This window comes from Geodermatophilus amargosae (assembly GCF_900116515.1).
Taxonomy (GTDB): Bacteria; Actinomycetota; Actinomycetes; order Mycobacteriales; family Geodermatophilaceae; genus Geodermatophilus; species Geodermatophilus amargosae.
Genome location: NZ_FPBA01000004.1, coordinates 19267 through 42105 on the forward strand (window position 1 = coordinate 19267; position 22839 = coordinate 42105).

Consider the following 22839-nt stretch of genomic DNA (forward strand, 5'->3'; position numbering starts at 1 on the left):
TGGGCCGGCTACGCGGTCTGCGCGGCCGGCGGGGTCCTCGGCGGCAGCCGGCTGTTCGACCTGATCAGCCGCTGAGCCGCCCCGTACGCTCGCGAGGGTGGAGAACCCAGGTGCCGTCCAGGCCCAGGCCGAGGTCGCCGAGCTGCTCAGCGAGCTGATCCGGATCGACACGACCAACACCGGCGACACCGCCACGAGTGCCGGTGAGCGGGGCGCCGCCGAGTGGGTGGCCGGCAAGCTCGACGAGGTCGGCATCGGCTCGCGGGTCCTCGAGTCCGAGCGCGGCCGGGCCAGCCTCGTCGCCCGGATCCCCGGCAGCGACTCCAGCCGTCCCGCGCTGCTCGTCCACGGGCACCTCGACGTCGTCCCGGCCGACCCCGCCGAGTGGAGCGTGCACCCGTTCTCCGGCGAGGAGCGCGACGGCTACGTCTGGGGCCGCGGCGCCGTCGACATGAAGGACATGGACGCGATGGTCCTGGCGCTGGTGCGCGAGTGGGCCCGCACCGGCGTGCAGCCGCCGCGGGACATCGTGCTGGCCTACGTCGCCGACGAGGAGGCCGGCGGCAAGCTCGGCGCCCGCTGGATGGTCGACGAGCACCCCGACCTGTTCGCCGACTGCTCCGAGGCGATCAGCGAGGTCGGCGGCTTCAGCATCACCGTCCGCGACGACCTGCGCCTCTACCTCGTCCAGACGGCGGAGAAGGGCCTGGCCTGGATGCGGCTCACCGCCGGCGGCAGGCCCGGGCACGGCTCGTTCGTCCACGACGACAACGCCGTCACCCGCCTGTGCCAGGCCGTCGCGCGCCTCGGCTCGGCCCGGCTGCCCACCGTGCTCACCCCGCCGATGCGGCAGTTCCTCGCCGCCGTCGAGGAGGCCTACGGCATCGAGATCGACCCCGACGAGCCGGAGGAGGCGCTCGCCCGGCTGGGCAGCATCAGCCGGATGCTCGGCGCGGCCCTGCGCAACACGGCCAACCCCACGATGCTCCAGGCCGGTTACAAGACCAACGTCATCCCCGGCACGGCCAGCGCCACCGTCGACGGCCGCTTCCTGCACGGGCAGGCCGAGGAGTTCGAGCGGCAGCTCGCCTCGCTGATCGGCGAGGGCATCCAGCGCGAGTGGATCGTCCACGACCAGGCCGTGGAGACGACGTTCGACGGCCCGCTGGTCGACCAGATGGTCGCCGCCCTGAAGAGCGAGGACGACGGCGCCCGCCCGGTGCCGTTCACCATGAGCGGCGGCACCGACGCGAAGAGCTTCGAGCGCCTGGGCATCCGGTGCTTCGGGTTCTCACCGCTGCGGCTGCCGGCCGACCTCGACTTCGCCTCGCTGTTCCACGGCATCGACGAGCGGGTGCCGGTGGAGTCGCTGCGCTTCGGCGTCCGGGTGCTCGACCGGTTCCTCCGCGCGGTCTGACCCGCATGGTGTGATGCCGGGGTGACCTCTCCCACACCTCCCGGCCCCGGTTCCGTCGCGCTGATCACCGGAGGGACCGGCGGCTTCGGCCGCGCCCTCACGCAGAAGCTCCGCGAGCGGGACGTCACCGTCGTCGCCGCCGACCGCGACAGCGAGCGCAACCGGTCGGTCGCCGACGAGCTCGGCGCGCACTTCGTCGCCCTCGACGTCGCCGACCGCGCCGCGAACGAGGCCGTCGTCGCGCAGGTGGAGGCCGAGCACGGCCGGCTCGACGCCGCCTACCTCAACGCCGGCATCTCCGCGGCCAAGAGTGACGACGCCCTCGACCTCGACGAGTTCATGCGCGTGGTCGACATCGACCTGTTCGGCGTCGTCTACGGCGTCGCGGCGGCCCGCCCGGCGATCGCGCGGGCCGGCGGGGGAGCGATCGTGGTGACGGCGTCGCTGGCGGGCCTGTCGCCCATGCCGTCGGACCCGGGCTACAGCGTGGCCAAGGGCGGCGCGATCGCGTTCGTCCGCTCGATGGCGCCGCGGCTGAGCCGCGAGGGCATCACGATCTCCGCGATCTGCCCCGGCTTCGCCGACACCGCGATCATCGACCGCATCCGGCACGAGTTCGAGGCGGCGAGCTTCCCGGTCATCCCGGCCGCCGAGGTCGCCGACGCGATGGTCATGGCCTGGACGTCGGGCGAGCCGGGTGCGGCGTACGTCATCCAGCCCGGCATCGGCACCGTGCCCTACAAGTTCAAGGGCGTGCCCAGCGCGAGGACGGCGACCGGCGAGACCGCCGTCGTCCCCGAGGCGCTGCGCCCGCCGTCGATGCGCTGACGCGGCCGCACCGACCGGAGCCCCGGTGACGCCGGTCACCAGCGCTCTGGCAGGGTCGGGCGCATGCGCGCATGGCGGGTCCACGTGCTCGGCGACCCCTCGGAGGTCATGAGGCTGGAGGACGTCGAGGAGCCGACGCCGGCCGAGGGCCAGATCAAGGTCCGCGTGCGGGCGGCGGCGCTCAACTTCCCCGACGTGCTCATGGCGCAGGGGAAGTACCAGGAGCGCCCGCCGCTGCCCTTCACCCCCGGCGTCGAGCTGTGCGGGGAGACCGAGGACGGCCGCCGGGTGATCGGCGGGCCGGCCGGCGGTCCCGGCGCGTTCGCCGAGTACGCGCTGATGAACGCCCGCGACGCCTGGCCGGTGCCGGACACGCTGTCCGACGAGAAGGCCGCCGCCCTCCACCTGACGTACCAGACCGGCCACGTCGGCCTGCACCGCCGCGCGCACCTGCAGGCGGGGGAGTGGCTGCTGGTGCACGCGGGTGCCGGCGGCGTCGGCTCGGCGGCCATCCAGCTCGGCAAGGCGGCCGGCGCCAGGGTCATCGCCACGGCCGGCGGCGCGCACAAGACCGAGGTCTGCCGCCAGCTCGGCGCCGACCACGTGATCGACTACACGGCCGAGGACTTCGTGCCGGTCGTCAAGGAGCTCACCGGCGGCGAGGGTGCCGACGTCGTCTACGACCCGGTCGGGGGCGACGTCTTCGACAGGTCGCGCAGGTGCATCGCCTTCGAGGGCCGGCTGGTGGTCGTCGGCTTCACCAGCGGGCGCATCCCGGAGGCGCCGGCGAACCACGCGCTGGTCAAGAACTACAGCGTCGTCGGCCTGCACTGGGGGCTGTACAAGAAGAAGGACCCCGCCGTGATCGGCCAGACCCACGACGAGCTCGTCCGGCTGGTCACCGCCGGGCAGGTCGACCCGCTGGTCGGCCAGGTGCTGCCACTGGACCAGGCACCGCGGGCGCTGGCCGCGCTGGCCGACCGCGGCACGGTCGGCAAGGTCGTGCTCGTTCCCTAGGCCCCCTGCAGGCGCCCGCCCCGAGCGTGCGAGGGGTGGGGCAGGGTCTCCTTGCCTCAGGTGACGGGCATCGGGAGGTAGGACAGCCGCGCGCGGCGGCGGAGGATCGCCTTGCGGGTGCCGTCGGCGTGCAGCTGGAGGCGCGCGAGCTCCCAGCCGCCGACGTCGACCTGCAGGCTCAGCATGGTCGCCGCTGCGGTCCGGGACGTGCCCGGCGGGATCCGCAGCGGCGCGTACTCGTAGTCGTCGGCCGTGCTCACCGGACCGATGTTGCCACGGCCGACACCTGCCGGACACCCGCCCGACGCTTGCGGGGCTGCCGCTCCGGAGCCCGGACGGCAGGATGGGCGGCGATCCGCCAGCCGCACCCGAGGGAGGACGACGTGACCGATCCCGGTTCCGCCAGCGAGGCCGACCGCGCCGAGCAGGAGGCCCTCCTCGAGCCGGCCGCGCCCGCGGTCGCCGGGGACGCCGGCCCGATCGCCGACGGCGCGAACGAGGCGGACGCGCTCGAGCAGCAGCTGGCCGCCGCGCCGGGCTCGGCTGGTCCGCTGCGGCCGATCGGCGACGTCGACGCCAACGAGGCCGACGTCCTCGAGCAGGAGGTCGACGTCCCCTTCGACGAGGACGACCGCACCTCCTGACACTGCAGCACGGCACCCGATCGGGGGAGCGCCTCGCGCAGGGTGACCGTGCACCCCGACGATCCCCGGCGTGACCGCCGCCGTCGTCTCGATCGTCCTGCTGCTCGTCGGCCTTCCCCTGCTGGCGTTCTGGCTCGGCGGACGGCGTTCCTGGTCGCGGCTGCGTCCCGGCCGCGGCGCCGACCCGTGGGGTGACCTGGTCCGGGCGCACGGCCTCAGCGCCGGGGAGGCCGCCGCGGTGAGCACCGCGGTGGCGCGCGGGCGGAGGCTCGACGACGAGCGGCTGCGGCGGGCGGCGGTCGCGCACGCGCGGCAGGCGCTGTCCGGGCTGCAGTGGCGGGAGGCGACGAGGGGCCAGCGGGTGCTCCTGGTCCTGGTGGCGGTCTGGCTCCTCCTGCAGGTCGTGGGGATCGCGGTCCGGCTGGTCGCGGGGGAGCCCGAGGACGTCTCGTGGGGCGTCGTCGCAGTCCTCGCCGTGGCCGTCGGGGCCACCGTGGTCTTCCGGCGCCGGCTGCACCGGGCCGTCGCGCTGAACAGCGGGCCGCCCGCCTGACCTGTCGGTGGGGGCCGGTAGACCTCGGGCATGACGATCGTGGTGACCACGCCCACCGGGAACGTCGGCTCGCGCGTGACGCGGTTGCTCGTGCAGGCCGGGGTCCGCCCGCGGCTCCTGCTGCGCGACCCCGCACGGCTCCAGCCCGGCCTGCACGGGCACGTCGACGCCGTCCCCGTCGACCTCACCGACCGCGACGCCGTGCTGCGCGCGACCGAGGGCGCCACCGCCCTGTACTGGGTCTGCCCGCCCACCGGCGCCGACGACCCGGTCGCCGCGGCGGCCGCGCTGGGGGAGACCGCCACCTGCGCGGTCACCACGCACGGCATCGGGCACACGGTGTTCCAGAGCAGCGTCGGGGCCGAGAAGCGCTCGGGCGCCGGCGACATCGACGGGCTGGCGCGCACCGAGGAGGCGCTCGACGCGGCGTCCGGCACGACCGGCGCCGCCGTCTGCCACCTCCGCTGCGGCTGATTCACGACCAACCTGCTCATGGACGTCGACGACCTGCGCGCCGGCGTGCTGCGCACCCCCTGGCACCTCGACGCCCCGATGCCGTGGGTCGACCCGCGCGACGTCGGCGACGTCGCCGCCGCCCGGCTGCTCGCGGCCGACTGGACCGGCCGGCAGGTGCAGGGCGTGCACGGCCCGGCCGACCTCACCTGGCACGAGGTCGCCGAGGTCGTCTCCACGGCCACCGGGCACCCGGTCCGGGCGGAACGGATCAGCGACGACGACCTGCGCGCCGGGCTGACGGCGGTCGGCCTGACCGGACGGCAGGTCGAGGCGGTCGTCGGCATGGCCGCCGGCCTGCGCGACCTCGAGCCCGCGGACCCGCGCACGGTGCTGACCACCACGCCGACGACGCTCGCGGCCTGGGCGCACGAGCACCTGCGCCCGCTGCTGGCCGCCTGACCCGGCGCGTCCGCAGGCGAGCCCGCGCCGGCCGTGCTCGGGCGTCGCCCCTCGTGCTCGTCCTGCTGCTCCTCCGCTTCCCCGGTGGCGACGAGTGTGGTTAGGCTGGCCTAAGTCGTCGTCCCGAGGGGGAGCCTTGACCACCTGCCCTGGTCCGTCCGCGCTCTCCGTCGCCGGTGCCCCCGAGCGCGCCCGCACCGCGGCCACCCGCACCGCCGCCGCGCTGTGCGTGGCCGGCCGCGAGCCGAGCCGCCCGCTGACGCACGCGACCACCGCCGCCGGGCAGGTCCTCGTGCTGGTGCCCGCCGACGGCGAGGTCGCCGGCGCCCTGGGCGCCGCTCCCGACCGGGACGTGTCGGCGCTGCTCATGGTCAGCGACCGCGCGCCGGTGCCGCTGCGCGACCCGGTGCGCGCCACCCTGTGGCTGTCCGGCTGGCTGACCCCGGTGCCCGAGGCCGACCGGCGCCCGGCCGCGGTGGCCTTCGCCGAGGTCCGCCCCGAGGGCGCGCTGCTCGACGTCGGCACGAGCGCCCTGCTGCTGCGCCTGGACCTGGCCGAGGTGGTGCTGCGCGAGGGCGCCGACTGCGCCGAGGTCTCGCCGGCCGACTTCGCCGCTGCCCGGCCCGACCCGGTCGCCGCCGTCGAGGAGCGGATGCTGCAGCACCTCGACCGCGACCACCCCGACGTGCTCGCGGTCCTCCGCAGCCGGGTACCGGTCGGCCCGGGGGAGACGGTGCGGCCGCTCGGCATCGACCGCTTCGGCTACCGGCTGCGCGTCGAGCGGCCGGGCGGGCACCGCGACGTCCGGGTGCCCTTCCCGAGCCCGCTCAGCTGCCCCGGCCAGCTCCGCGCGGCGACGTCCCAGCTGCTCTGCGCCCTGCGCGCCGGTCTCACCCGCCGCGACTGAACGCGGCAAAGGAAGCTCTCCGCACGTCCCGGCTCCCGAGACGTGCGGAGAGCTTCCTATGCCTGCGACAGGTTCTCGCGGAGGAGCTGGGCCAGGCGGGTACGCCGCGGGCGGACGTCGACCTCCCGCACCGCCCGCGCCAGCGCCGCGCCCGACGCGTGCACGATCGACAGGTGCTGCTGCGCGCGCGTGAGCGCGGTGTAGACCAGCGGCCGCGACAGCATCCCGCCGGCCTCCGGCGGCAGCACCACGACGACGCCCGGCCACTCCGACCCCTGCGCGCGGTGCACCGTGATCGCCCAGCCGTGCTTGAGGTCGGGCAGCGCGTCACCGGGCACCGTGACCGGCCCGGAGGCGAAGGCGACGTCGAGGGTGCCCTCGCCGGTGCCGGTGACCACGCCGACCTCGCCGTTGGCGAACCCGATCGGCTCGAGGTCGAGGTGGTTGGCGGTGGCCACCACCCGGTCGCCGACGTCGAAGCCGAACACCGTGCCGTCGCCGGGGTTGAGCTCCTCCTTGAGCGCCTTGTTGAGCTCGATCGTGCCGGCCGGCCCGCGGTGCACCGGCGTCACCACCTGCACGTTGCGCGGCTCGATCCCCAGCGCCCGCGGGATCGAGTCGGTGACCAGCTGCACCACCCGGCGGGCGGCCTCGCCGCTGCCGGACGCCGGGACGACGACGACCTCGCGGTCGGGGGAGTCGACCGGGGGCAGCTCACCGGTGCGCACCGCGCTCGCCAGCCGGGCGATGGCGCCGCCCTCGGCCTGCCGGTACAGCGTGCTCAGCTCGGTCACCGGGACGGCTCCGGAGTCGATGAGGTCGCCGAGCACGTGCCCGGGGCCGATCGAGGGCAGCTGCGCGGGGTCGCCCACCAGCAGCAGGTGGGTGCCGTCGGGACAGGCCTCGATCAGCGCCGAGGTGAGCTCGACGTCGAGCATCGAGGCCTCGTCCACCACGACGACGTCGGCGTCGAGCGGCCACTCCTCGTTGCGGGCGAACCCGCCGCCGAAACCCTGCGCCTGCAGCAGCCGGTGCACGGTGACCGCCGGGTGGTCGGTGAGCTCCTCCAGGCGCTTGGCCGCCCGGCCGGTGGGCGCGGCGAGCGCCACCTCGGTGCCCTTGGCCTTGAGCAGCCGGACGACGGCGGCCACGGTGCGGCTCTTGCCGGTGCCCGGTCCGCCGGTCAGCAACGAGACGCCGGCGCCCAGCACCTGGGCGACGGCCTGCTTCTGCGCCTCGTCGAGGCCCTTGGACACCGACCGGACGGCGGCTGGGTCGGCGATCCGCTCGGCGGTGGCCGCCAGCCGGGCCACGCCCTCGGCGACCTCCTCCTCGGCCATGCCGTAGCGGGCCAGGGACAGCGTCCGCAGCGCGGGGTCGGGCTCGGGCGGCTCCTCGCCGGAGTCCTCGTCCCACTCGGGCTCCGGCGGCTCGTGGGCGAGCACGTCGGCGGACTCGACCGCCGCGGTGATCGCCGCCGCCGCGTCGGCCACGCCCTCGGCGCGCAGCGCGGCGACGACCAGGTCGGCCGGCAGCACGGTGTGCCCGTCGCGGGCGGCGGTCCGCAGCGTCATGACGACGATCGCGCGGCCGCGGCGGGAGTCCTGACGGTCGGCGCCGGGGAGCAGCGAGATCGCCAGCCGGTCGGCGTCGCCGAGCCTGACGTTGGTGAGCCCGAGCAGCGCCCACGGGTCGTCGCGCAGCCGCCGCGCCGCGTCGTCGCCGAGCGAGTCGGCGGCCGAGGACGCCAGCTTGGCCTCCAGCCCGGCCTTGACCAGCAGCTCGACCACCTCGTAGGTGGGCGCCGCGGACAGGAACGAGGAGAACAGCCGCTCGGCGCGCTGCTTGCCGACCCGCGGCATCTTCAGCAGCTTCGCCGCGGTGACGTCGTCGGGGGTGGTGATCCCGGCGCCGGGCAGCTCGGCGACGGCCCGCTTGCCCAGGCCCGGCCACAGCCCGGCGGTGCAGAAGGCGCCGAAGACCGGGTCCGGCCAGACCGGCGCGGGGGTCGGTGCGGTGCGGGTGGAGGGAGAGGTCATCGGGCGGTCCGCTGGTCGGGGTAGGAGAAGTGCGGCGCCGAGACGTCCTCGAGCGCGGTGCGGATGGCCGCGGGCAGCCGGACGGCGTCGGCGTCGAGGGAGGCCTGCAGCTGCGCGGCGGTGCGCGCGCCGACGACGGGGGCGACCACGCCGGGGCGGTCGCGGACCCAGGCCAGCGCTACGGCCAGCGGCGAGGTGCCCAGGCCGCCGGCGGCGGTGGCGACCGCCTCGACGATCCGGTCGGCGGTCGCCGAGCGCAGGTCGTCGACGAAGCCGGCCCACTGCGGCGAGGCGCCACGGGACTCCGGCGGGGTGCCGGTGCGGTACTTGCCGGTGAGCAACCCGCGGCCCAGCGGCGACCACGCCAGCACGCCGAGCCCGAGCGCCTCCGCGGCCGGCACGACCTCCCGCTCGACGCCGCGCTGCAGCAGCGAGTACTCGACCTGCGTGCTCACCAGCGGGATGCGGCCGGGCCAGGCGCGCTGCCAGGTGGCGGCCTGCGCGGTCTGCCAGCCGGTGTAGTTGCTCACACCGACGTAGCGCACCCGGCCGGTGGCGACGGCGATGTCGCAGGCGGCGAGGGTCTCCTCGACCGGGGTGTGCTCGTCCCAGGCGTGCAGCTGCCACAGGTCGACGTGGTCGACGCCCAGCCGCGCCAGCGAGGCGTCGAGCGCGGCCAGCAGGTGCCCGCGGGAGGCGCCCCGGCCCAGTGGCCCGGGGCCGGTGCGGCCCACGGCCTTGGTGGCGACGAGCACCTCCGACCGCGGGACGACGTCGGCGAGCAGCCGGCCCAGCGTCCGCTCGCTGTCGCCGTCGCAGTAGACGTCGGCGGTGTCGACGAGGGTGCCCCCGGCGTCGACGAAGGCGGTGAGCTGCAGTGCCGCCTCGTCCTCGTCGGTGTCCCGGCCCCAGGTCATGGTGCCCAGCGCCAGCCGGGAGACGACCAGGCCACTGCGCCCCAGCGCCCGTTGTTCCACGACCGGCCAACCTACCGCCGCGGGACGACACCGGCCGGTGGGCGCGGCGGGTCGGCGACGGCGCGCCGGTGTGGCTCCGGCCGCACCGCGGGGTCCGACCTAGGCTGTCCCCCCGTGCTCCCGTTCCGCCCGTGCCCGCCCGCCCGCCCGACGACGGACCGGCGGGGCTGAGCGGCCGTGGGGTGGTTCGAGGCGGTCGTCCTGGGGCTGGTGCAGGGGCTGACGGAGTTCCTGCCGATCTCCTCCAGCGCGCACCTGCGGGTGGTCGGCGAGGCCGCCGGCTGGGGTGACCCGGGCGCGGCCTTCACCGCGATCACGCAGATCGGCACCGAGGCCGCGGTGCTCCTCTACTTCCGCAGGGACATCGCGCGGATCGTCGTCGCCTGGGTGCGGGCGCTGTCCGACCGCGCGAAGCGGTCCGACCCCGACGCCCGCATGGGCTGGCTGATCATCGTCGGCAGCATCCCGATCGTCGTCCTCGGCCTGCTGTTCCAGGACGACATCGAGACGACGCTGCGCGACCTGCGGATCGTGGCCATCTCGCTCGTGGCGTTCTCGCTGGTCCTCTACTGGGCCGACCGGGTGGGGCGCAAGGAGCGGGAGCTGCGGCACCTCACCGTCCGCGACGGGCTGCTGTTCGGACTCGCGCAGGCGATGGCGCTGGTGCCCGGTGTGTCCCGCTCGGGCGGCACGATCACCATGGGGCTGTTCCTCGGCTACACCCGCGCCGCCGCGGCCCGGTACTCGTTCCTACTGGCCATCCCGGCGGTGCTCGGCTCGGGTGCGTTCCAGGTCTACGAGGTGCTCACCGGCGGCGTCGAGGGGGAGACGGTCTCCTGGGGTCCGACGGCCCTCGCCACGGTCATCGCCTTCGCCGTGGGCCTGTCCGTGATCGCCTGGCTGCTGCGCTACCTCGACCGCGGCACGTTCACGCCGTTCGTCGTCTACCGCGTGGTGCTGGGGCTCGCGCTGCTCGCGCTGGTCGGCGTGGGGGTCCTCGCCTCGCAGTAGCGGCTCACCACGGCGTCCCCAGGTCGGCGATGGTCGTGCGGCCGAGGGAGTCGTGCCACCGGCGTGACGTCGTGATGACCTCGGCGGCCGTGCGCGTCACCCACTCCGCCGGTCCGCAGGCGGCCAGCAGGCGCTCGTCGGCGTCGGCGTAGCGGCCGTCGACCAGGCCCGCGACCGTGGCGAGGACCGCGGTGGCAGCCCGGTCCGGAGCCGGGGCGGCTCCCTCCGTGGAGACGGCGGCGACCGCCGGCGCCAGGGCCGTCCGGGCCAGCGACGGGTCGGCCGGCCGGTAGCGGTCCGGGCGCCACGGCAGCAGCGACGCCCGCGCTCCCCAGAGCCCGCGGCCCACCAGCTCGCCGGCCGCCTCGGCCAGGCCCGTCCGGCCGCGCTCGACGAGGTCGGCGAGCGGCCGTCCCGGGTCGGCGTCGACCTCCGCCACGAGCCCCTCGGCGACCGGGCCCGCACCCGGCCCGGGCAGGAGGTCGACGGCGTCGGCCTCCTCGACCAGACGCCCGGCCAGGACCAGGTCGACCAGGCCGCCCGCGCGCACGGCCTGCCCGGCCGCACGGGACGGCGTCAGGCGCCCGTCGCCCTGCAGGCACAGCAGCGCCAGTCGAGCAGCCACGCGCATCCCGTCCAGGGCCGCGCCGCCACCGGTTCCCTCGCCCACGTGCTGCCCTCCGCATCGCTCGACCCCGGTGATCACCGCGGACGGCGTCGCCCGGGACGCCCGCCTACGCTCGGCCGCGTGACCACCGTCATCCTCCTGCGCCACGGTCGGACGACGGCGAACGCCGGTGGCGTGCTGGCCGGCTGGACCCCGGGCGTGCAGCTCGACGAGACCGGGCAGGCGCAGGTGGACGCGGTGGCGGCCCGCCTCGCGCCGGTGCCGCTGGCCGCGGTGGTGAGCAGCCCGCTGGAGCGCTGCCGGCAGACCGCCGGCGCCGTCCTGGGCGGCCGTGACCTGGAGCTGGCGACCGACGACCGCCTCGGCGAGGCCCGCTACGGCGACTGGACCGGCCGGCCGCTCAAGGAACTGGTCAAGGACCCGATGTGGAAGGTCGTGCAGCAGCACCCCTCCGCGGCGGTGTTCCCCGGCGCCGAGGGTGAGGGGCTGGCACAGACCCAGGCCCGCGCGGTGGCCGCCGTCCGCGAGTGGAACGCCCGGCTGGGGCCCGACGCGGTGTGGCTCGCGTGCAGCCACGGCGACGTCATCAAGGCCGTCCTCGCCGACGCCCTCGGCCTGCACCTGGACGCCTTCCAGCGGATCGTCGTCGACCCGGCGTCGATCTCGGTGGTCACCTACACCGAGACCCGCCCGTTCGTCGTCCGCATGAACGACTCCGGCGGCGACGTCTCCGCGCTGGTCCCGCCGAAGAAGAAGGGCCGCCGGCGGAGCCGAGCCGACTCCGACGCCGTCGTGGGCGGCGGGGCCGGGGCGGCCGCGACCTGAACGCGGCGGTCCGGACGCCCGCGTAACCTGGGCGCGTGCCCCGCCAGGTCCATCACTTCGACCGCCCGTCCCGGTTCGTCGCCGGCACGGTGGGCCAGCCCGGGGACCGCACCTTCTACCTGCAGGCCTCCGACGGCGACGGCCGGGTGGTCAGCGTCGCGCTGGAGAAGTCGCAGGTGCAGGTCCTCGCCGAGCGCATGGACGAGCTGCTCGACGAGATCGCCACGCGCCCCGGCACGGCCGTCCCCACCACCGCCGACGTCGACGACCTCGACCCGCTCACCCCGCCCGTCGACGAGGAGTTCCGCGTCGCCGCCATGGGCCTGGCCTGGGACGGCGAGGCGCAGGCCGTCGTCGTCGAGGCCGTGGCCGCCACCGACGAGCCGGTCGACGAGGACGCCATCCTCTCCGACGCCGAGGAGGGCCCCGACGCGCTGCGGGTGACCATCACCCCCGGCGCGGCCCGCTCGTTCGTGGCCCGCGCCCGCCGCGTCGTCGCCGCCGGACGGCCGTCGTGCCCGCTGTGCTCACTGCCGCTGGACCCGACCGGGCACGTCTGCCCGCGGCAGAACGGCTACCGCCGCTGATCCGCGGGGCCCGGTGATGAGCGACCCCGTGGAGGAGCTGCGCGCCCCGGCCGGCGACGCCGAGGCGCGGACCCTGCTGCTCGAGGGCGAGATCGACCTCGAGGGCCGGATGATCGACGCCAGCAACGTGACGCTGTTCGGCACGCTGCGCACCGGCACGCTCGAGGCGGAGTGCGTCTACAAGCCGGTCGCCGGGGAGCGCCCGCTGTGGGACTTCCCCGACGGCACGCTCGCCGGCCGTGAGGTCTCCGCCGCGCTGGTCAGCGAGGCCACCGGCTGGTCGGTCGTGCCGCCCACCGTGCTGCGCGAGGGGCCGTTCGGGCCGGGCATGGTACAGCTGTGGATCGACAGCGACCCCGACGTCGACCTGGCCGCCTTCGTGCGCTCCAACGACCCCGGTCTGCGCCGCATGGCGGTGTTCGACGCCGTCGTGAACAACGCCGACCGCAAGGGCGGGCACATCATCCCGACGACCTCGGGGCACGTGTACGGCGTCGACCACGGCATCTGCTTCTCACCGGACCCGAAGCTGCGCACACTGCTGTGGCGCTGGGCGGGCAAGCCGCTGCCGCTGGAGGCCCTGGCCGTGCTCGAGCGGCTGGCCGAGGACCTGCGCGGCGACCTCGGCGAGGCGCTGCACGAGCACCTCACCCGCCGCGAGGTCCGCTGCACCCAGCAGCGGGTGGCCGAGCTGCTGCGCACCCAGCTGCACCCGGAGCCGTCGGGGGACTGGCCCGCCCTGCCCTGGCCGCCCTTCTGAGCACACCGTCGGCCACCGGCCGACACCGCGGCCAGGTGCCGTCCCGGGCGCCGCTGGGCCCCACCCGACGAGGGTGTGCGCTGACGCAGCACTCCGGGTCCCGGAACCCGGCGTCGGCGCACACACTGCCCGGCATGCCGCACCTGGCCCTGAGGCGGCTCAGGACAGGTCGACGGCGGCGATCATCGCCGCGGCCTGCAACCCGTCGCCGTCGACGGTGAGCACCTCCAGCGGCACCCGCCGCCAGCAGGCGAGCAGCAGGTCCCCGGCGGTGCCCCGCAGCGTGGCCACCGGCTGCGGACGGGAGCCCGCGAACAGCGTGCGCTCGACCCCGGCGTCGATCGCGTGCAGCACCACCGGGTGCGCGCCCTCGGGCGGACCGTCGGGCAGCGCGCCGGGCACCATGACCTCCAGCCACTCGTCGAGGCCGTCGAGGCCCACGTCGGCGGGGATCGGCCGCACGTCGCCGAGGACCTGCTCGACGTCGACGGTGTGTACCACGGCCTCCTGGACCTGCCGGCGCAGGACGAAGGCGACGTCCTTCTGCGGCGCCCACGTCCACACCCGCGCGGCCGGGTCGGCGGAGACCAGCACGGTCTCCAGCTCCGCGGACTGCGCGGCCGCCCATGCCAGCAGCTCGTCGTCGGGACGGCGGGCTGGTTCGACGTATGCACCCGGGTCGGCGGCGCGGGTGCGCACGACGAACGCCCAGAAGTGCTGCACCTCGCCCAGGTGTGCGACCAGGTCGGCCAGCGTCCAGCCCGGGCAGCCGGGCACCGGGGCCGCCCATCCGCGGGCCAGCACGGCCTCGGCGGCGGCGTCGGCGAAGCGGGCGTCGACCCGGCGCAGCTCCGGCAGGTAGCCCGACAGTTCCATCTCGGCCTCCTCGCGCAGCACGGGTGCGGGCCGACGCTAGCGGCTCCAGAGCGCCGGGACGGGGCGCGGCGCGGTGCGGCGCAGCAGGAGTGCGGAGGCGGTGCGCTCGTCGAGCACCAGGTCGGTGACCAGCCCGCCGGCCAGCGCCGCGGCCAGCGCCGTGACCTTGTTGACGCCGGACACCGCGCACACCCGCCGCGGGATGCGGCGCAGCGCCGGCGGGACCAACCCGCTGGTGCGCGCGTTGATCGGGATGCCCTCCCACGACCCGTCGGCGCGCAGGAACACGGTGCACACGTCGCCGACCACCGAGGCGGCGGCGAGGTCGGCGCGGTCGGCGTGGGTCAGGTACCCCTCGGCCCACACCCGGCTCGGGACGGCGCCGGCCACCGCGCCGACGCCGAACAGCGCGACGTCGGCGGACTGCTGGATGCCGAGCACCCGCCGCACGCTGCGCTCCCGCCACATGGCCTGGCGGGTCTCGGGCCGGTCGAAGAACGCCGGCACCGGGAAGTGGTGCACCTGCGCGTCCCAGGCGGTGCCGAACCGGCCGAGGACGTCGCTGCCGTACCCCACGCCGCTGCTGTGGGTGTTCATCGCGCCGTTGAGCTGGACGACGTGCGCGTCGCGCAGCGGCCGCGCCCGCAGGTGCTGCCCGACCGCGCTGGTGGTGGTACCCCAGGCCAGTCCGAGGGTCATCCCGTCGCCCATCGCCTCGTCCAGGACCGCCGCGGTGCGGTCGGCCACGAGCTGCAACCGGGCGACGTCGGAGGCGTCGTCGGGCACCGCCACGACACGCGCGGTCACGCCGTACCGGTGCCCGAGCTCGCTCGCCATCGACGCTGCACGTCCGTGCACGGCGTTCACCGACACGGTGACGATGCCCAGCGCCCGCGCGGCGTCGAGCATCCGGGACACCGTGGAGCGGGAGATCCCCTCCTCGGTGGCGATGTCATCCATCCGCACGCGATCCAGCCAGTACCGCCTGGCCACCCGCTCCAGGTCCTGGTCGGCCGCCATGCCCCACCCCCTCCCCGCCAGGGAGGCCCCGCGCGCGGGCTCCACACTAGCCCCGGCGTGCACGGATGTGCAGACGGTTGCCCCGGGAGCCGAGTAGGTGCAAGTTGCACCCTGTCCCCGGGTGGCGGCACGCCCGCCGTCGCCCCGCACCACCCGCACCACCCAGGAGTCCCGGTGTCCACAGCCCTCTCACCCGAGGTCCGCACCTCCGCCCTCGAGCGCATGTCCCGCGAGGTCCTCGACGTCCTGGTCATCGGCGGCGGCGTCACCGGTGCCGGCGCGGCCCTCGACGCCGCCAGCCGCGGCCTGTCGGTCGGCCTGCTCGAGCAGCGCGACTGGGCCTCGGGCACCTCCAGCCGGGCCAGCAAGCTCGTGCACGGCGGCCTTCGCTACCTGGAGATGCTCGACTTCGCCCTCGTCCGCGAGGCGTTGCACGAGCGCGGCCTGCTCGTCGGCCGGCTCGCGCCCCACCTGGTCCACCCGGTGCCGTTCCTGTACCCGCTGCGCCACCGCGTCTGGGAGCGGGTCTACACCGGCGCCGGCATCGCCCTCTACGACGCCCTCGGCGGCCTGCTCGGCCGGGTGGGCGGCCGCGGCGTCCCGCTGCACCGCCACCTGTCGAAGAAGGCGCTGCGCCGGGTCGCCCCCTCGCTGAGCGACGACGTCGCCATCGGCGCCATCCGCTACTGGGACGCCAAGGTCGACGACGCCCGCCTCGTGCAGGTGCTCGTGCGCACCGCCGTCGGCCACGGCGCGCTGGCCGCCAGCCGCACCCAGGTCACCGGCTACCACGAGGAGGACGGCCGGGTCGCCGGCGTGCGCGCCGTGGACCTCGAGACCGGCCGGGAGCTCACCATCCGCGCCCGCCACGTCGTCGGTGCCACCGGTGTGTGGACCGATCAGGTGCAGGAGCTCTTCGCCGCCCAGGGCCTGACCGTGCGGGCCTCCAAGGGCGTGCACATCGCCGTCCCGCGCGACGTCATCGCCGGCGACGACGGCTTCATCCTGCGCACCGAGAAGAGCGTGCTGTTCATCATCCCGTGGCCGACGCACTGGGTGATCGGCACGACCGACACCCCGTGGGACCTCGCCAAGGACCACCCGGTCGCCTCGGCCGCCGACGTCGACTACCTGCTCGAGCACGCCAACGCGGTCCTCACCCGGCCGCTCACCCGCGAGGACGTCCTCGGCGTCTACACCGGCCTGCGCCCGCTGCTGCAGCCGATCGACGAGGAGGCCGGCGGGACGACGCGGGTCTCCCGCGAGCACACCGTGGCCACCGTCCGGCCGGGCCTGACGATGATCGCCGGCGGCAAGTACACGACCTACCGCGTCATGGCCCGCGACGTCGTCGACATGGCCCTGAAGGACCGGGCGCCCGGCGAGGACCCCGTGGCGCCCATCCCCGCCTCGCTCACCGAGGAGCTGCCGCTGGCCGGCGCCGACGGCTACCGGGTCCGCTGGAACCGCAAGGCCCACCTGGCCACCGCCCACGGCTGGACCGAGACCCGCGTGGAGCACCTGCTCGACCGCTACGGCAGCCTCGTCGACGAGGTCCTCGCGCTGGTCGACGCCGACCCCGACCTCGGTCGCCCGCTCGAGGGCGCGCCGGACTACCTGCGGGCGGAGGTCGTCTACGCCGTGACCGCCGAGGGCGCCCTGCACCTGGAGGACGTGCTCACCCGCCGCACCCGGCTGTCCTACGAGCAGGCCGACCGCGGGACGGCGTCGGCCCGCCCGGCCGCCGAGCTCATGGCCGGGCTGCTGGGCTGGGACGACGCGCAGCTCGAGCGGGAGATCTCCACGTACCTCGCTCGCGTGGAGGCCGAGCACGCCGCCGAGGCGATGCCCGACGACACCTCCGCCGAGCGGGCGCGGCTGCAGGCGCCGGAGATCCGGCCCTTCGCCAGCGCCTCCTGAACCCCCGGGCCGGCGGGGAGCCCCGCCGGCCCGGATCCCCACGACGATCCCCGCGAGAGGAGGACTGGACAGGGATCCCGCACGACCCGCCCGAGCCGGGCGGGACCCCCATCCCGGCACAACCGGACACAGAGAGGTGTCTACGTGTCACTGGTCTCCGTCTTCTTCTCCGAGGTGCTCGGCACCGGACTGCTGCTCCTCCTCGGCGTCGGCGTGGTCGCCAACGTGCTGCTCACCGACTCGAAGGGTCGCGGCGCGGACTGGCTGCTGATCAACTTCGGCTGGGGGCTGGCGGTCTTCGTCGGCGTCTACGCCGCCTACCGCAGCGGTGCGCACCTCAACCCGGCCGTCACCGTCGGTCTGTGGGCGTCAGGGGCCGACGAGTACGCCCCCGGCGTCGACATCACCATCGGCAGCACCCTGGTCTACTTCGCCGGCGAGTTCGTCGGCGCCTTCCTCGGCGCCGTGGTCGCCTGGCTGGCCTACCGCGAGCACTACGCCGCCCACCCCGACCCCGGCGAGATCCTGGGGACCTTCTCCACCGGCCCGGCGATCCGGGCGCTCCCCTGGAACGTCGTCACCGAGCTGATCGGCACCTTCGTGCTGGTCTACGTGATCCTGAAGTTCGGCAACACCCCCTCCCAGATCGGCCCGCTCGCCGTGGCGCTGCTCGTCGTGTCGATCGGCGCGTCGCTCGGTGGACCCACCGGGTACGCCATCAACCCCGCCCGTGACCTCGGGCCTCGCATCGCGCACGCGGTGCTGCCCATCCGCGGCAAGGGCGGCAGCGACTGGGGCTACTCGTGGGTCCCGGTCGTCGGACCGATCGTCGGCGCCGTCCTGGCCGGCCTGCTCTCCCGGGTCTTCTGACCCGCCCCACCCCTCTGCAACGACGCACCAGGAGGAAGCAGTGACCACCTACATCGCCGCCATCGACCAGGGCACGACCAGCACCCGCTGCATGGTCTTCGACCACGCCGGGGCCGTCGTGGCCGTGGCCCAGAAGGAGCACCGCCAGATCTTCCCGCGCGCCGGGTGGGTCGAGCACGACGCGCAGGAGATCTGGACCAACGTCCGCGAGGTCGTCGGCCAGGCACTCGCCCGCGCCGACCTCGTCGCCACCGACCTCGCCGCCGTCGGGCTCACCAACCAGCGCGAGACCACCGTCGTGTGGGACAAGAACACCGGCGAGCCGGTGTACAACGCCATCGTCTGGCAGGACACCCGCACCGACCGGATCGTCACCGAGCTCGGCGAGCTCGGCGGGGGAGCCGAGCGCTATAAGGAGAAGGTCGGCCTGCCCCTGGCCACCTACTTCGCCGGGCCCAAGGTCACCTGGATCCTCGACAACGTCGAGGGCGCCCGCGACCGCGCCGAGCGCGGCGACCTGCTCATGGGCACGATCGACAGCTGGATGCTGTGGAACATGACCGGCGGCACCGACGGCGGCCAGCACATCACCGACGTCAGCAACGCCTCACGCACGATGCTCATGGACTACAAGACGCTCACGTGGGACGAGTCCATCGCCGCCGACATGCGCATCCCGATGTCGATGCTCCCGGAGATCCGCTCCAACTCCGAGGTCTACGGCGAGGGCCGCAAGGCCGGTGCGCTGGCCGGCGTGAAGATCGCCGGCTCGCTCGGTGACCAGCAGGCGGCCACCTTCGGGCAGGTCTGCTTCTCGCCGGGCATGGCCAAGAACACCTACGGCACCGGCAACTTCCTGCTGCTCAACACCGGCGAGGAGGCGGTGTCGTCGAAGAACGGCCTGCTGACGACGGTCTGCTACAAGATCGGCGACCGCAAGCCCGTCTACGCGCTCGAGGGCTCGATCGCCGTCACCGGCTCGCTGGTGCAGTGGGTGCGCGACAACCTGCGGCTCATCGGCGGGGCGGCGGAGATCGAGGCGGTGGCCCGGTCGGTCGACGACAACGGCGGCGCCTACTTCGTGCCGGCGTTCTCCGGCCTGTTCGCCCCGCACTGGCGCTCCGACGCCCGCGGCGCGCTGGTCGGGCTGACCCGCTACGTCAACCGCGGGCACCTGGCACGGGCGGTGCTGGAGGCCACGGCCTACCAGACGCGCGAGGTCGTCGAGGCCATGAACGCCGACTCCGGCGTCGACCTCACCGAGCTGCGGGTCGACGGCGGCATGGTGGGCAACGAGCTGCTCATGCAGTTCCAGGCCGACATCCTCGGCGTCGACGTCGTCCGGCCCCAGATCGCCGAGACGACGGCGCTCGGCGCGGCGTACGCGGCGGGCCTGGCGGTCGGCTTCTGGGCCGACGAGGACGAGCTGACCAGCCAGTGGGCCGAGGACAAGCGGTGGAGCCCGGCGATGGAGTCGGCCGACCGCGACCGGTACTACCGCAAGTGGCAGAAGGCGGTCCAGCGCACCCTCGACTGGGTGGACGACGACGACGCCGAGTGAGTGAGGGACCCCTCTGCCCCCCACCCCTCGCACGCTCGGGGCGGGACCCTGCAGAGGGGCCGTGCGCGGGCGCCGTCCCCAGGCGGGGACGGCGTCCGCGGGCGTGTCGGACCGCGACACTAGGCTCGCTGCCGTGCTCGCCTGGCCCGCTCCGCTCCTGCCGACCCTCCCGGGCCCCGGTCCGGTCCTGCGGCTGTTCGACACCGCGCGCGGCCAGGTGGTCGACACCGAGCCGGGACCGGTGGCCCGGATGTACGTCTGCGGGATCACCCCCTACGACGCCACCCACCTCGGACACGCCGCCACCTACCTGGCCTTCGACCTGGTCAACCGGCTGTGGCGGGACGCCGGGCACGCCGTCCACTACGTGCAGAACGTGACCGACGTCGACGACCCGCTGCTCGAGCGGGCCGAGCGCGACGGCGAGGACTGGGTGGTGCTCGCCATGCGCGAGACCGCGCTGTTCCGCGAGGACATGACCGCGCTGCGCGTGCTGCCGCCCGAGGACTACGTGGGCGCGGTCGCGACCATCCCGCGGATCGTGGCGCACGTGGAGACGCTGCTCGACGAGGGCCTGGCCTACGTCCTCGACGACGGCACGGGCGACGTCTACCACGACGTCGCCCAGGCGCCCGGCTTCGGCGAGGAGTCCGGCTACGACGAGGCCACCATGCTGGCCCTGTCGGCCGAGCGCGGCGGCGACCCCGACCGCCCGGGCAAGCGCAACCGCCTCGACCCGCTGCTGTGGCGCGGCCGGCGCGAGGGCGAGCCGTCCTGGCCCGGCCCCCGCGGGATCGAGGGCCGGCCGGGCTGGCACATCGAGTGCGCGGCCATCGCCCTGGACACCATCGGCATGGGCTTCGACGTGCAGGGCGGCGGCAGCGACCTGGTGTTCCCGCACCACGAGTACTCCGCCGTGCACGCCGAGGCGCTCACCGCCATCACGGCGGGGGAGAAGGGACCCTTCGCGCAGGCCTACGTGCACGCGGCGATGATCGGCCTCGACGGCGAGAAGATGAGCAAGAGCCGGGGCAACTTGGTGTTCGTCTCCAAGCTGCGCGGCGAGGGCGTCGACCCGATGGCGATCCGGCTGGCGCTGCTGTCGGGCCACTACCGCACCGACCGTGCCTGGACGCCGGACCTGCTGACCGCCGCCGAGGAGCGGCTGGCCACCTGGCGGCGCGCCGCGGCCCTCGACGCCGGCGCCCCGGCCGCACCGGTGCTCGCGGCGCTGCGCGAGCGGCTCTCCGACGACCTCGACAGCCCGGGTGCCATCGCCGCCGTCGACGCGTGGGCGGCGGCGACGCTGGCCGGCGACGGGGACCCCGAGGACGGGGCGCCGGCCGTGGTCGCCGACGCCGTCGACGCGCTGCTGGGCGTCGGCCTCCAGGAGGCCTGATGGCCGGTGCGGGCTTCCGGTCCACCGACCGCGCCGCCCGGGAGCGGGAGGAGGAGGCGCTCGCCCCGGCCGCCACGCGCGCGGCGGCCACCCGCGGCCGCGCCGTCGCCGAGCCCGAGGACCCGCTGCGCACCGCCTTCGAGCGCGACCGGGACCGGATCCTGCACGCCAAGGCGTTCCGCCGGCTCAAGCACAAGACGCAGGTCTTCCTGAACCCCGACGGCGACCACTTCGTCACCCGGCTCACCCACACGCTGCAGGTCACCCAGGTCGCGCGCGCCATCGCCCGGGCCCTGGGGCTCAACGAGACGCTGGCCGAGGCGATCGCGCTGGGCCACGACGTCGGCCACTCGCCGTTCGGCCACATCGGCGAGGACGCCTTCGACCCCTACGTCCCCGGCGGCTGGCACCACGCCGCGCAGGGCGTGCGGATCGTGGAGGTGCTCGAGCACCTCAACCTGACCTGGGAGGTGCGCGACGGCATCCGCGCGCACAGCTGGAAGATCACGCCGCCGCCGGCCACGCGCGAGGGGGAGTGCGTCCGCTACGCCGACCGGATCGCCTACCTCTCCCACGACGCGCTCGACGCCGTCCGGGCCGGGGTGCTGCGGGCCGGAGACCTGCCCGCCCGCGCGCGCGAGGTGTTCGGCGAGCCCGGCAGCGCGATGGTCGGCGCGATGGTCGGCGCCGTCGTCGAGGGCTCGCTGGCCGACGGTGGCGCCGTGGTCATGGCGCCCCGGCCGCTGGCCGCGATGCACGAGCTGCGGGCGTTCATGTTCCAGCGCGTCTACCTGTCGGAGACGGCCGCGGGGCAGAAGCAGCTCGCCGTCGACGTCATCCGCCGGCTGGTCGATCACCACCTCGCGCACCCCGAGCTCATCCCGGCGACCTACCGCGACACCGCGGCCGACCCGGTCACGCAGGTCGTCGACCACGTCTCGGGCATGACCGACCGCTTCGCGCTGGCCACCCACGACCGGCTCTTCGGCGACGACGCCGCCGCCCGCATGACCCCGCTCCTGCGCCGGGGCTGAGCCGGTCGGGAGGCCGCACTGCCGGCGTTGCTCGCGCGGTGCGGGTGCGGCAGGACCGGCAACGCACGGACGACGCCCGCAACGCGGTGTCGGCCAGCCGTTACCCCCAACCCATCCGCGAGGAACCCGCCCGCCGCCGGAGCGGCGGACGGGGGACCGGCTAGTTGGGGGAGGACCCGCGGCGGCGGAGGTAGCGCTCGAACTCGCGGGCGATCTGGTCGCCGTTGGCCTCGGACAGGTCGGTCTCGGCGGCGCGCTCCTCGAGCGAGCGCACGTACTCGACGACCTCGGCGTCCTCCTGGGCCATCTCGTCGACGGTCTTGACCCACTCGTCGGCCTGCTGGGGGAGCCCGCCGAGCGGCACGGTCACCTCCAGCACCTCCTCGACGCGCTGCAGCAGCGCGACGGTGGCCCGTGGCGACGGCGGCTGGGAGACGTAGTGCGGCACCGCCGCCCAGAAGCTCACCGCCGGGAGACCGGCCTGCACGCAGGCGTCCTGGAAGACGCCGAGGATGCCCGTCGAGCCCTCGTACCGGGAGGTCTCCAGCCCCCACGCCCGCGCGGACTCCTCGTCGTAGGCCGAGCCGGTCACCGGCGTGGGCCGGGTGTGCGGGGTGTCGGCGAGCAGGGCGCCGAGCGCGACGACGGTCTGGACCTCGAGCTCCTCGCACAGCTCGATGAGCTCCTGGCAGAAGCCCCGCCAGCGCATGTTCGGCTCGATCCCGCGGATCAGGACGACGTCGCGGTCGCTGCCCGGCGGGCGCGCCACGGAGATGCGCGTCGTCGGCCACTCGATGCGCCGGCTCACCCCGCCGACGAGGGAGACGGTGGGCCGGTTGACCTGGAAGTCGTAGTAGTCCTCGGGGTCGAGCGCCGCCAGCGGCGTGGCGTCCCAGATCAGCTCGAGGTGCTCGAGCGCCCCGGTGGCGGCGTCCCCCGCGTCGTTCCAGCCCTCGAAGGCGACCACCGCCACCGGCTGGTTCAGCTGGGGCAGTTCCTCGGGAGCGGACTTCGGGTCGATCACCCCTGCGAGCCTACGTCGGTCGCGCCG

At 75.2% G+C, this 22839-nt stretch carries 24 protein-coding genes; 17 read left to right on the top strand and 7 right to left on the bottom strand.

Annotated elements, in window-relative coordinates:
• Positions 1-97: 97 nt before the first annotated feature.
• The 3 genes from BM414_RS07285 (at position 98) to BM414_RS07295 (ending at position 3262) form a co-directional block, all read left to right on the top strand.
• Positions 98-1417, top strand: coding sequence for a M20/M25/M40 family metallo-hydrolase (locus tag BM414_RS07285; protein WP_093578800.1), 1320 nt, complete (start codon positions 98-100; stop codon positions 1415-1417).
• A gap of 21 nt (positions 1418-1438) precedes the next feature.
• Entirely contained in the window at positions 1439-2245 is an 807-nt protein-coding gene (locus BM414_RS07290; protein ID WP_093578801.1) for an SDR family oxidoreductase, read from the top strand.
• A 63-nt stretch (positions 2246-2308) separates the two neighbouring features.
• Positions 2309-3262, top strand: coding sequence for an NADPH:quinone oxidoreductase family protein (locus tag BM414_RS07295; protein ID WP_093578802.1), 954 nt, complete (start codon positions 2309-2311; stop codon positions 3260-3262).
• Positions 3263-3318: 56 nt separating this feature from the next.
• Here BM414_RS07295 and BM414_RS07300 read toward each other — a convergent pair whose 3' ends face one another.
• On the bottom strand, positions 3319-3522 hold the full coding sequence (locus tag BM414_RS07300; protein ID WP_093578803.1) for a DUF5703 family protein: 204 nt from the start codon (positions 3520-3522) through the stop codon (positions 3319-3321).
• A gap of 123 nt (positions 3523-3645) precedes the next feature.
• On the opposite strand from BM414_RS07300, the gene BM414_RS07305 reads away from it, so the two are divergent.
• The 5 genes from BM414_RS07305 (at position 3646) to BM414_RS07320 (ending at position 6281) form a co-directional block, all read left to right on the top strand.
• Complete coding sequence (locus BM414_RS07305; protein WP_093578804.1) at positions 3646-3906, top strand: hypothetical protein; 261 nt, start codon at positions 3646-3648, stop codon at positions 3904-3906.
• A 70-nt stretch (positions 3907-3976) separates the two neighbouring features.
• Complete coding sequence (locus BM414_RS07310) at positions 3977-4459, top strand: hypothetical protein (protein WP_093578805.1); 483 nt, start codon at positions 3977-3979, stop codon at positions 4457-4459.
• A gap of 30 nt (positions 4460-4489) precedes the next feature.
• Positions 4490-4933: an NAD(P)H-binding protein gene (locus BM414_RS30085; protein ID WP_217644598.1), complete on the top strand. Its 444-nt coding sequence runs from the start codon at positions 4490-4492 to the stop codon at positions 4931-4933.
• An 18-nt stretch (positions 4934-4951) separates the two neighbouring features.
• Positions 4952-5374 (top strand): Rossmann-fold NAD(P)-binding domain-containing protein, encoded by a 423-nt coding sequence (locus BM414_RS30090; RefSeq protein ID WP_217644599.1) that lies wholly within the window; start codon positions 4952-4954, stop codon positions 5372-5374.
• Between the two features lie 136 nt (positions 5375-5510).
• Entirely contained in the window at positions 5511-6281 is a 771-nt protein-coding gene (locus tag BM414_RS07320) for a DUF2470 domain-containing protein (protein WP_093578806.1), read from the top strand.
• Positions 6282-6337: 56 nt separating this feature from the next.
• Here the strand turns inward: BM414_RS07320 and BM414_RS07325 are convergent, their stop codons facing one another.
• On the bottom strand, positions 6338-8320 hold the full coding sequence (locus BM414_RS07325; protein WP_093578807.1) for an AAA family ATPase: 1983 nt from the start codon (positions 8318-8320) through the stop codon (positions 6338-6340).
• Positions 8317-9297: an aldo/keto reductase gene (locus BM414_RS07330; RefSeq protein ID WP_093578808.1), complete on the bottom strand. Its 981-nt coding sequence runs from the start codon at positions 9295-9297 to the stop codon at positions 8317-8319. The genes BM414_RS07325 and BM414_RS07330 overlap by 4 nt, the downstream gene beginning before the upstream one ends.
• Before the next feature lie 177 nt (positions 9298-9474).
• On the opposite strand from BM414_RS07330, the gene BM414_RS07335 reads away from it, so the two are divergent.
• Entirely contained in the window at positions 9475-10308 is an 834-nt protein-coding gene (locus BM414_RS07335) for an undecaprenyl-diphosphate phosphatase (protein ID WP_093578809.1), read from the top strand.
• Positions 10309-10312: 4 nt separating this feature from the next.
• Here BM414_RS07335 and BM414_RS07340 read toward each other — a convergent pair whose 3' ends face one another.
• A complete protein-coding gene (locus tag BM414_RS07340) occupies positions 10313-10978 on the bottom strand; it encodes a GPP34 family phosphoprotein (protein WP_093578810.1) in 666 nt (221 codons plus the stop codon).
• Positions 10979-11056: 78 nt separating this feature from the next.
• On the opposite strand from BM414_RS07340, the gene BM414_RS07345 reads away from it, so the two are divergent.
• From BM414_RS07345 to BM414_RS07355, 3 genes are read left to right on the top strand one after another with little or no spacing between them, the layout of a single operon-like run.
• Positions 11057-11761 (top strand): histidine phosphatase family protein, encoded by a 705-nt coding sequence (locus tag BM414_RS07345; protein WP_093578811.1) that lies wholly within the window; start codon positions 11057-11059, stop codon positions 11759-11761.
• 35 nt (positions 11762-11796) lie between these two features.
• Entirely contained in the window at positions 11797-12348 is a 552-nt protein-coding gene (locus tag BM414_RS07350; protein WP_093578812.1) for a DUF3090 family protein, read from the top strand.
• 16 nt (positions 12349-12364) lie between these two features.
• Positions 12365-13108 carry an SCO1664 family protein gene (locus tag BM414_RS07355; RefSeq protein ID WP_093578813.1) on the top strand — a complete coding sequence of 248 codons (744 nt, stop codon included), beginning with the start codon at positions 12365-12367 and terminating at the stop codon, positions 13106-13108.
• A 159-nt stretch (positions 13109-13267) separates the two neighbouring features.
• Here BM414_RS07355 and BM414_RS07360 read toward each other — a convergent pair whose 3' ends face one another.
• On the bottom strand, positions 13268-13984 hold the full coding sequence (locus BM414_RS07360; protein ID WP_093579030.1) for a maleylpyruvate isomerase family mycothiol-dependent enzyme: 717 nt from the start codon (positions 13982-13984) through the stop codon (positions 13268-13270).
• A 36-nt stretch (positions 13985-14020) separates the two neighbouring features.
• Entirely contained in the window at positions 14021-15004 is a 984-nt protein-coding gene (locus BM414_RS07365) for a sugar-binding transcriptional regulator (RefSeq protein ID WP_093578814.1), read from the bottom strand.
• Positions 15005-15178: 174 nt separating this feature from the next.
• Here BM414_RS07365 and BM414_RS07370 point away from each other — a divergent pair, with 174 nt between their 5' ends.
• The 5 genes from BM414_RS07370 to BM414_RS07390 all read left to right on the top strand — a co-directional run bounded on the left by BM414_RS07370 (position 15179) and on the right by BM414_RS07390 (position 21788).
• The gene (locus BM414_RS07370) at positions 15179-16924 is read left to right on the top strand and encodes a glycerol-3-phosphate dehydrogenase/oxidase (RefSeq protein WP_245784550.1); all 1746 of its coding nucleotides are present in this window, start codon (positions 15179-15181) and stop codon (positions 16922-16924) included.
• Between the two features lie 144 nt (positions 16925-17068).
• Positions 17069-17794, top strand: a complete 726-nt coding sequence (locus BM414_RS07375; protein WP_217644600.1) for an MIP/aquaporin family protein — start codon at positions 17069-17071, stop codon at positions 17792-17794.
• Positions 17795-17834: 40 nt separating this feature from the next.
• Positions 17835-19355 carry a glycerol kinase GlpK gene (gene glpK / locus BM414_RS07380; protein WP_093578815.1) on the top strand — a complete coding sequence of 507 codons (1521 nt, stop codon included), beginning with the start codon at positions 17835-17837 and terminating at the stop codon, positions 19353-19355.
• A gap of 133 nt (positions 19356-19488) precedes the next feature.
• Positions 19489-20754 carry a cysteine--1-D-myo-inosityl 2-amino-2-deoxy-alpha-D-glucopyranoside ligase gene (mshC, locus tag BM414_RS07385; protein WP_093578816.1) on the top strand — a complete coding sequence of 422 codons (1266 nt, stop codon included), beginning with the start codon at positions 19489-19491 and terminating at the stop codon, positions 20752-20754.
• The gene (locus tag BM414_RS07390) at positions 20754-21788 is read left to right on the top strand and encodes an HD domain-containing protein (protein WP_093578817.1); all 1035 of its coding nucleotides are present in this window, start codon (positions 20754-20756) and stop codon (positions 21786-21788) included. Before mshC ends, BM414_RS07390 begins: the two co-directional genes overlap by 1 nt.
• A 160-nt stretch (positions 21789-21948) precedes the next feature.
• On the opposite strand, the gene BM414_RS07395 is transcribed toward BM414_RS07390, so the two are convergent.
• Positions 21949-22812, bottom strand: coding sequence for a PAC2 family protein (locus tag BM414_RS07395; RefSeq protein ID WP_093578818.1), 864 nt, complete (start codon positions 22810-22812; stop codon positions 21949-21951).
• Positions 22813-22839 lie beyond the last annotated feature (27 nt).

Coding starts and splice junctions, on each gene's coding strand:
- BM414_RS07295 (WP_093578802.1), top strand. CDS start 2,309: ATGCGCGCATGGCGGGTCCACGTGCTCGGCGACCCCTCGGAGGTCATG.
- BM414_RS30085 (WP_217644598.1), top strand. CDS start 4,490: ATGACGATCGTGGTGACCACGCCCACCGGGAACGTCGGCTCGCGCGTG.
- BM414_RS30090 (WP_217644599.1), top strand. CDS start 4,952: ATGGACGTCGACGACCTGCGCGCCGGCGTGCTGCGCACCCCCTGGCAC.
- BM414_RS07325 (WP_093578807.1), bottom strand. CDS start 8,320: ATGACCTCTCCCTCCACCCGCACCGCACCGACCCCCGCGCCGGTCTGG.
- BM414_RS07355 (WP_093578813.1), top strand. CDS start 12,365: ATGAGCGACCCCGTGGAGGAGCTGCGCGCCCCGGCCGGCGACGCCGAG.
- BM414_RS07360 (WP_093579030.1), bottom strand. CDS start 13,984: ATGGAACTGTCGGGCTACCTGCCGGAGCTGCGCCGGGTCGACGCCCGC.
- BM414_RS07365 (WP_093578814.1), bottom strand. CDS start 15,004: ATGGCGGCCGACCAGGACCTGGAGCGGGTGGCCAGGCGGTACTGGCTG.
- BM414_RS07390 (WP_093578817.1), top strand. CDS start 20,754: ATGGCCGGTGCGGGCTTCCGGTCCACCGACCGCGCCGCCCGGGAGCGG.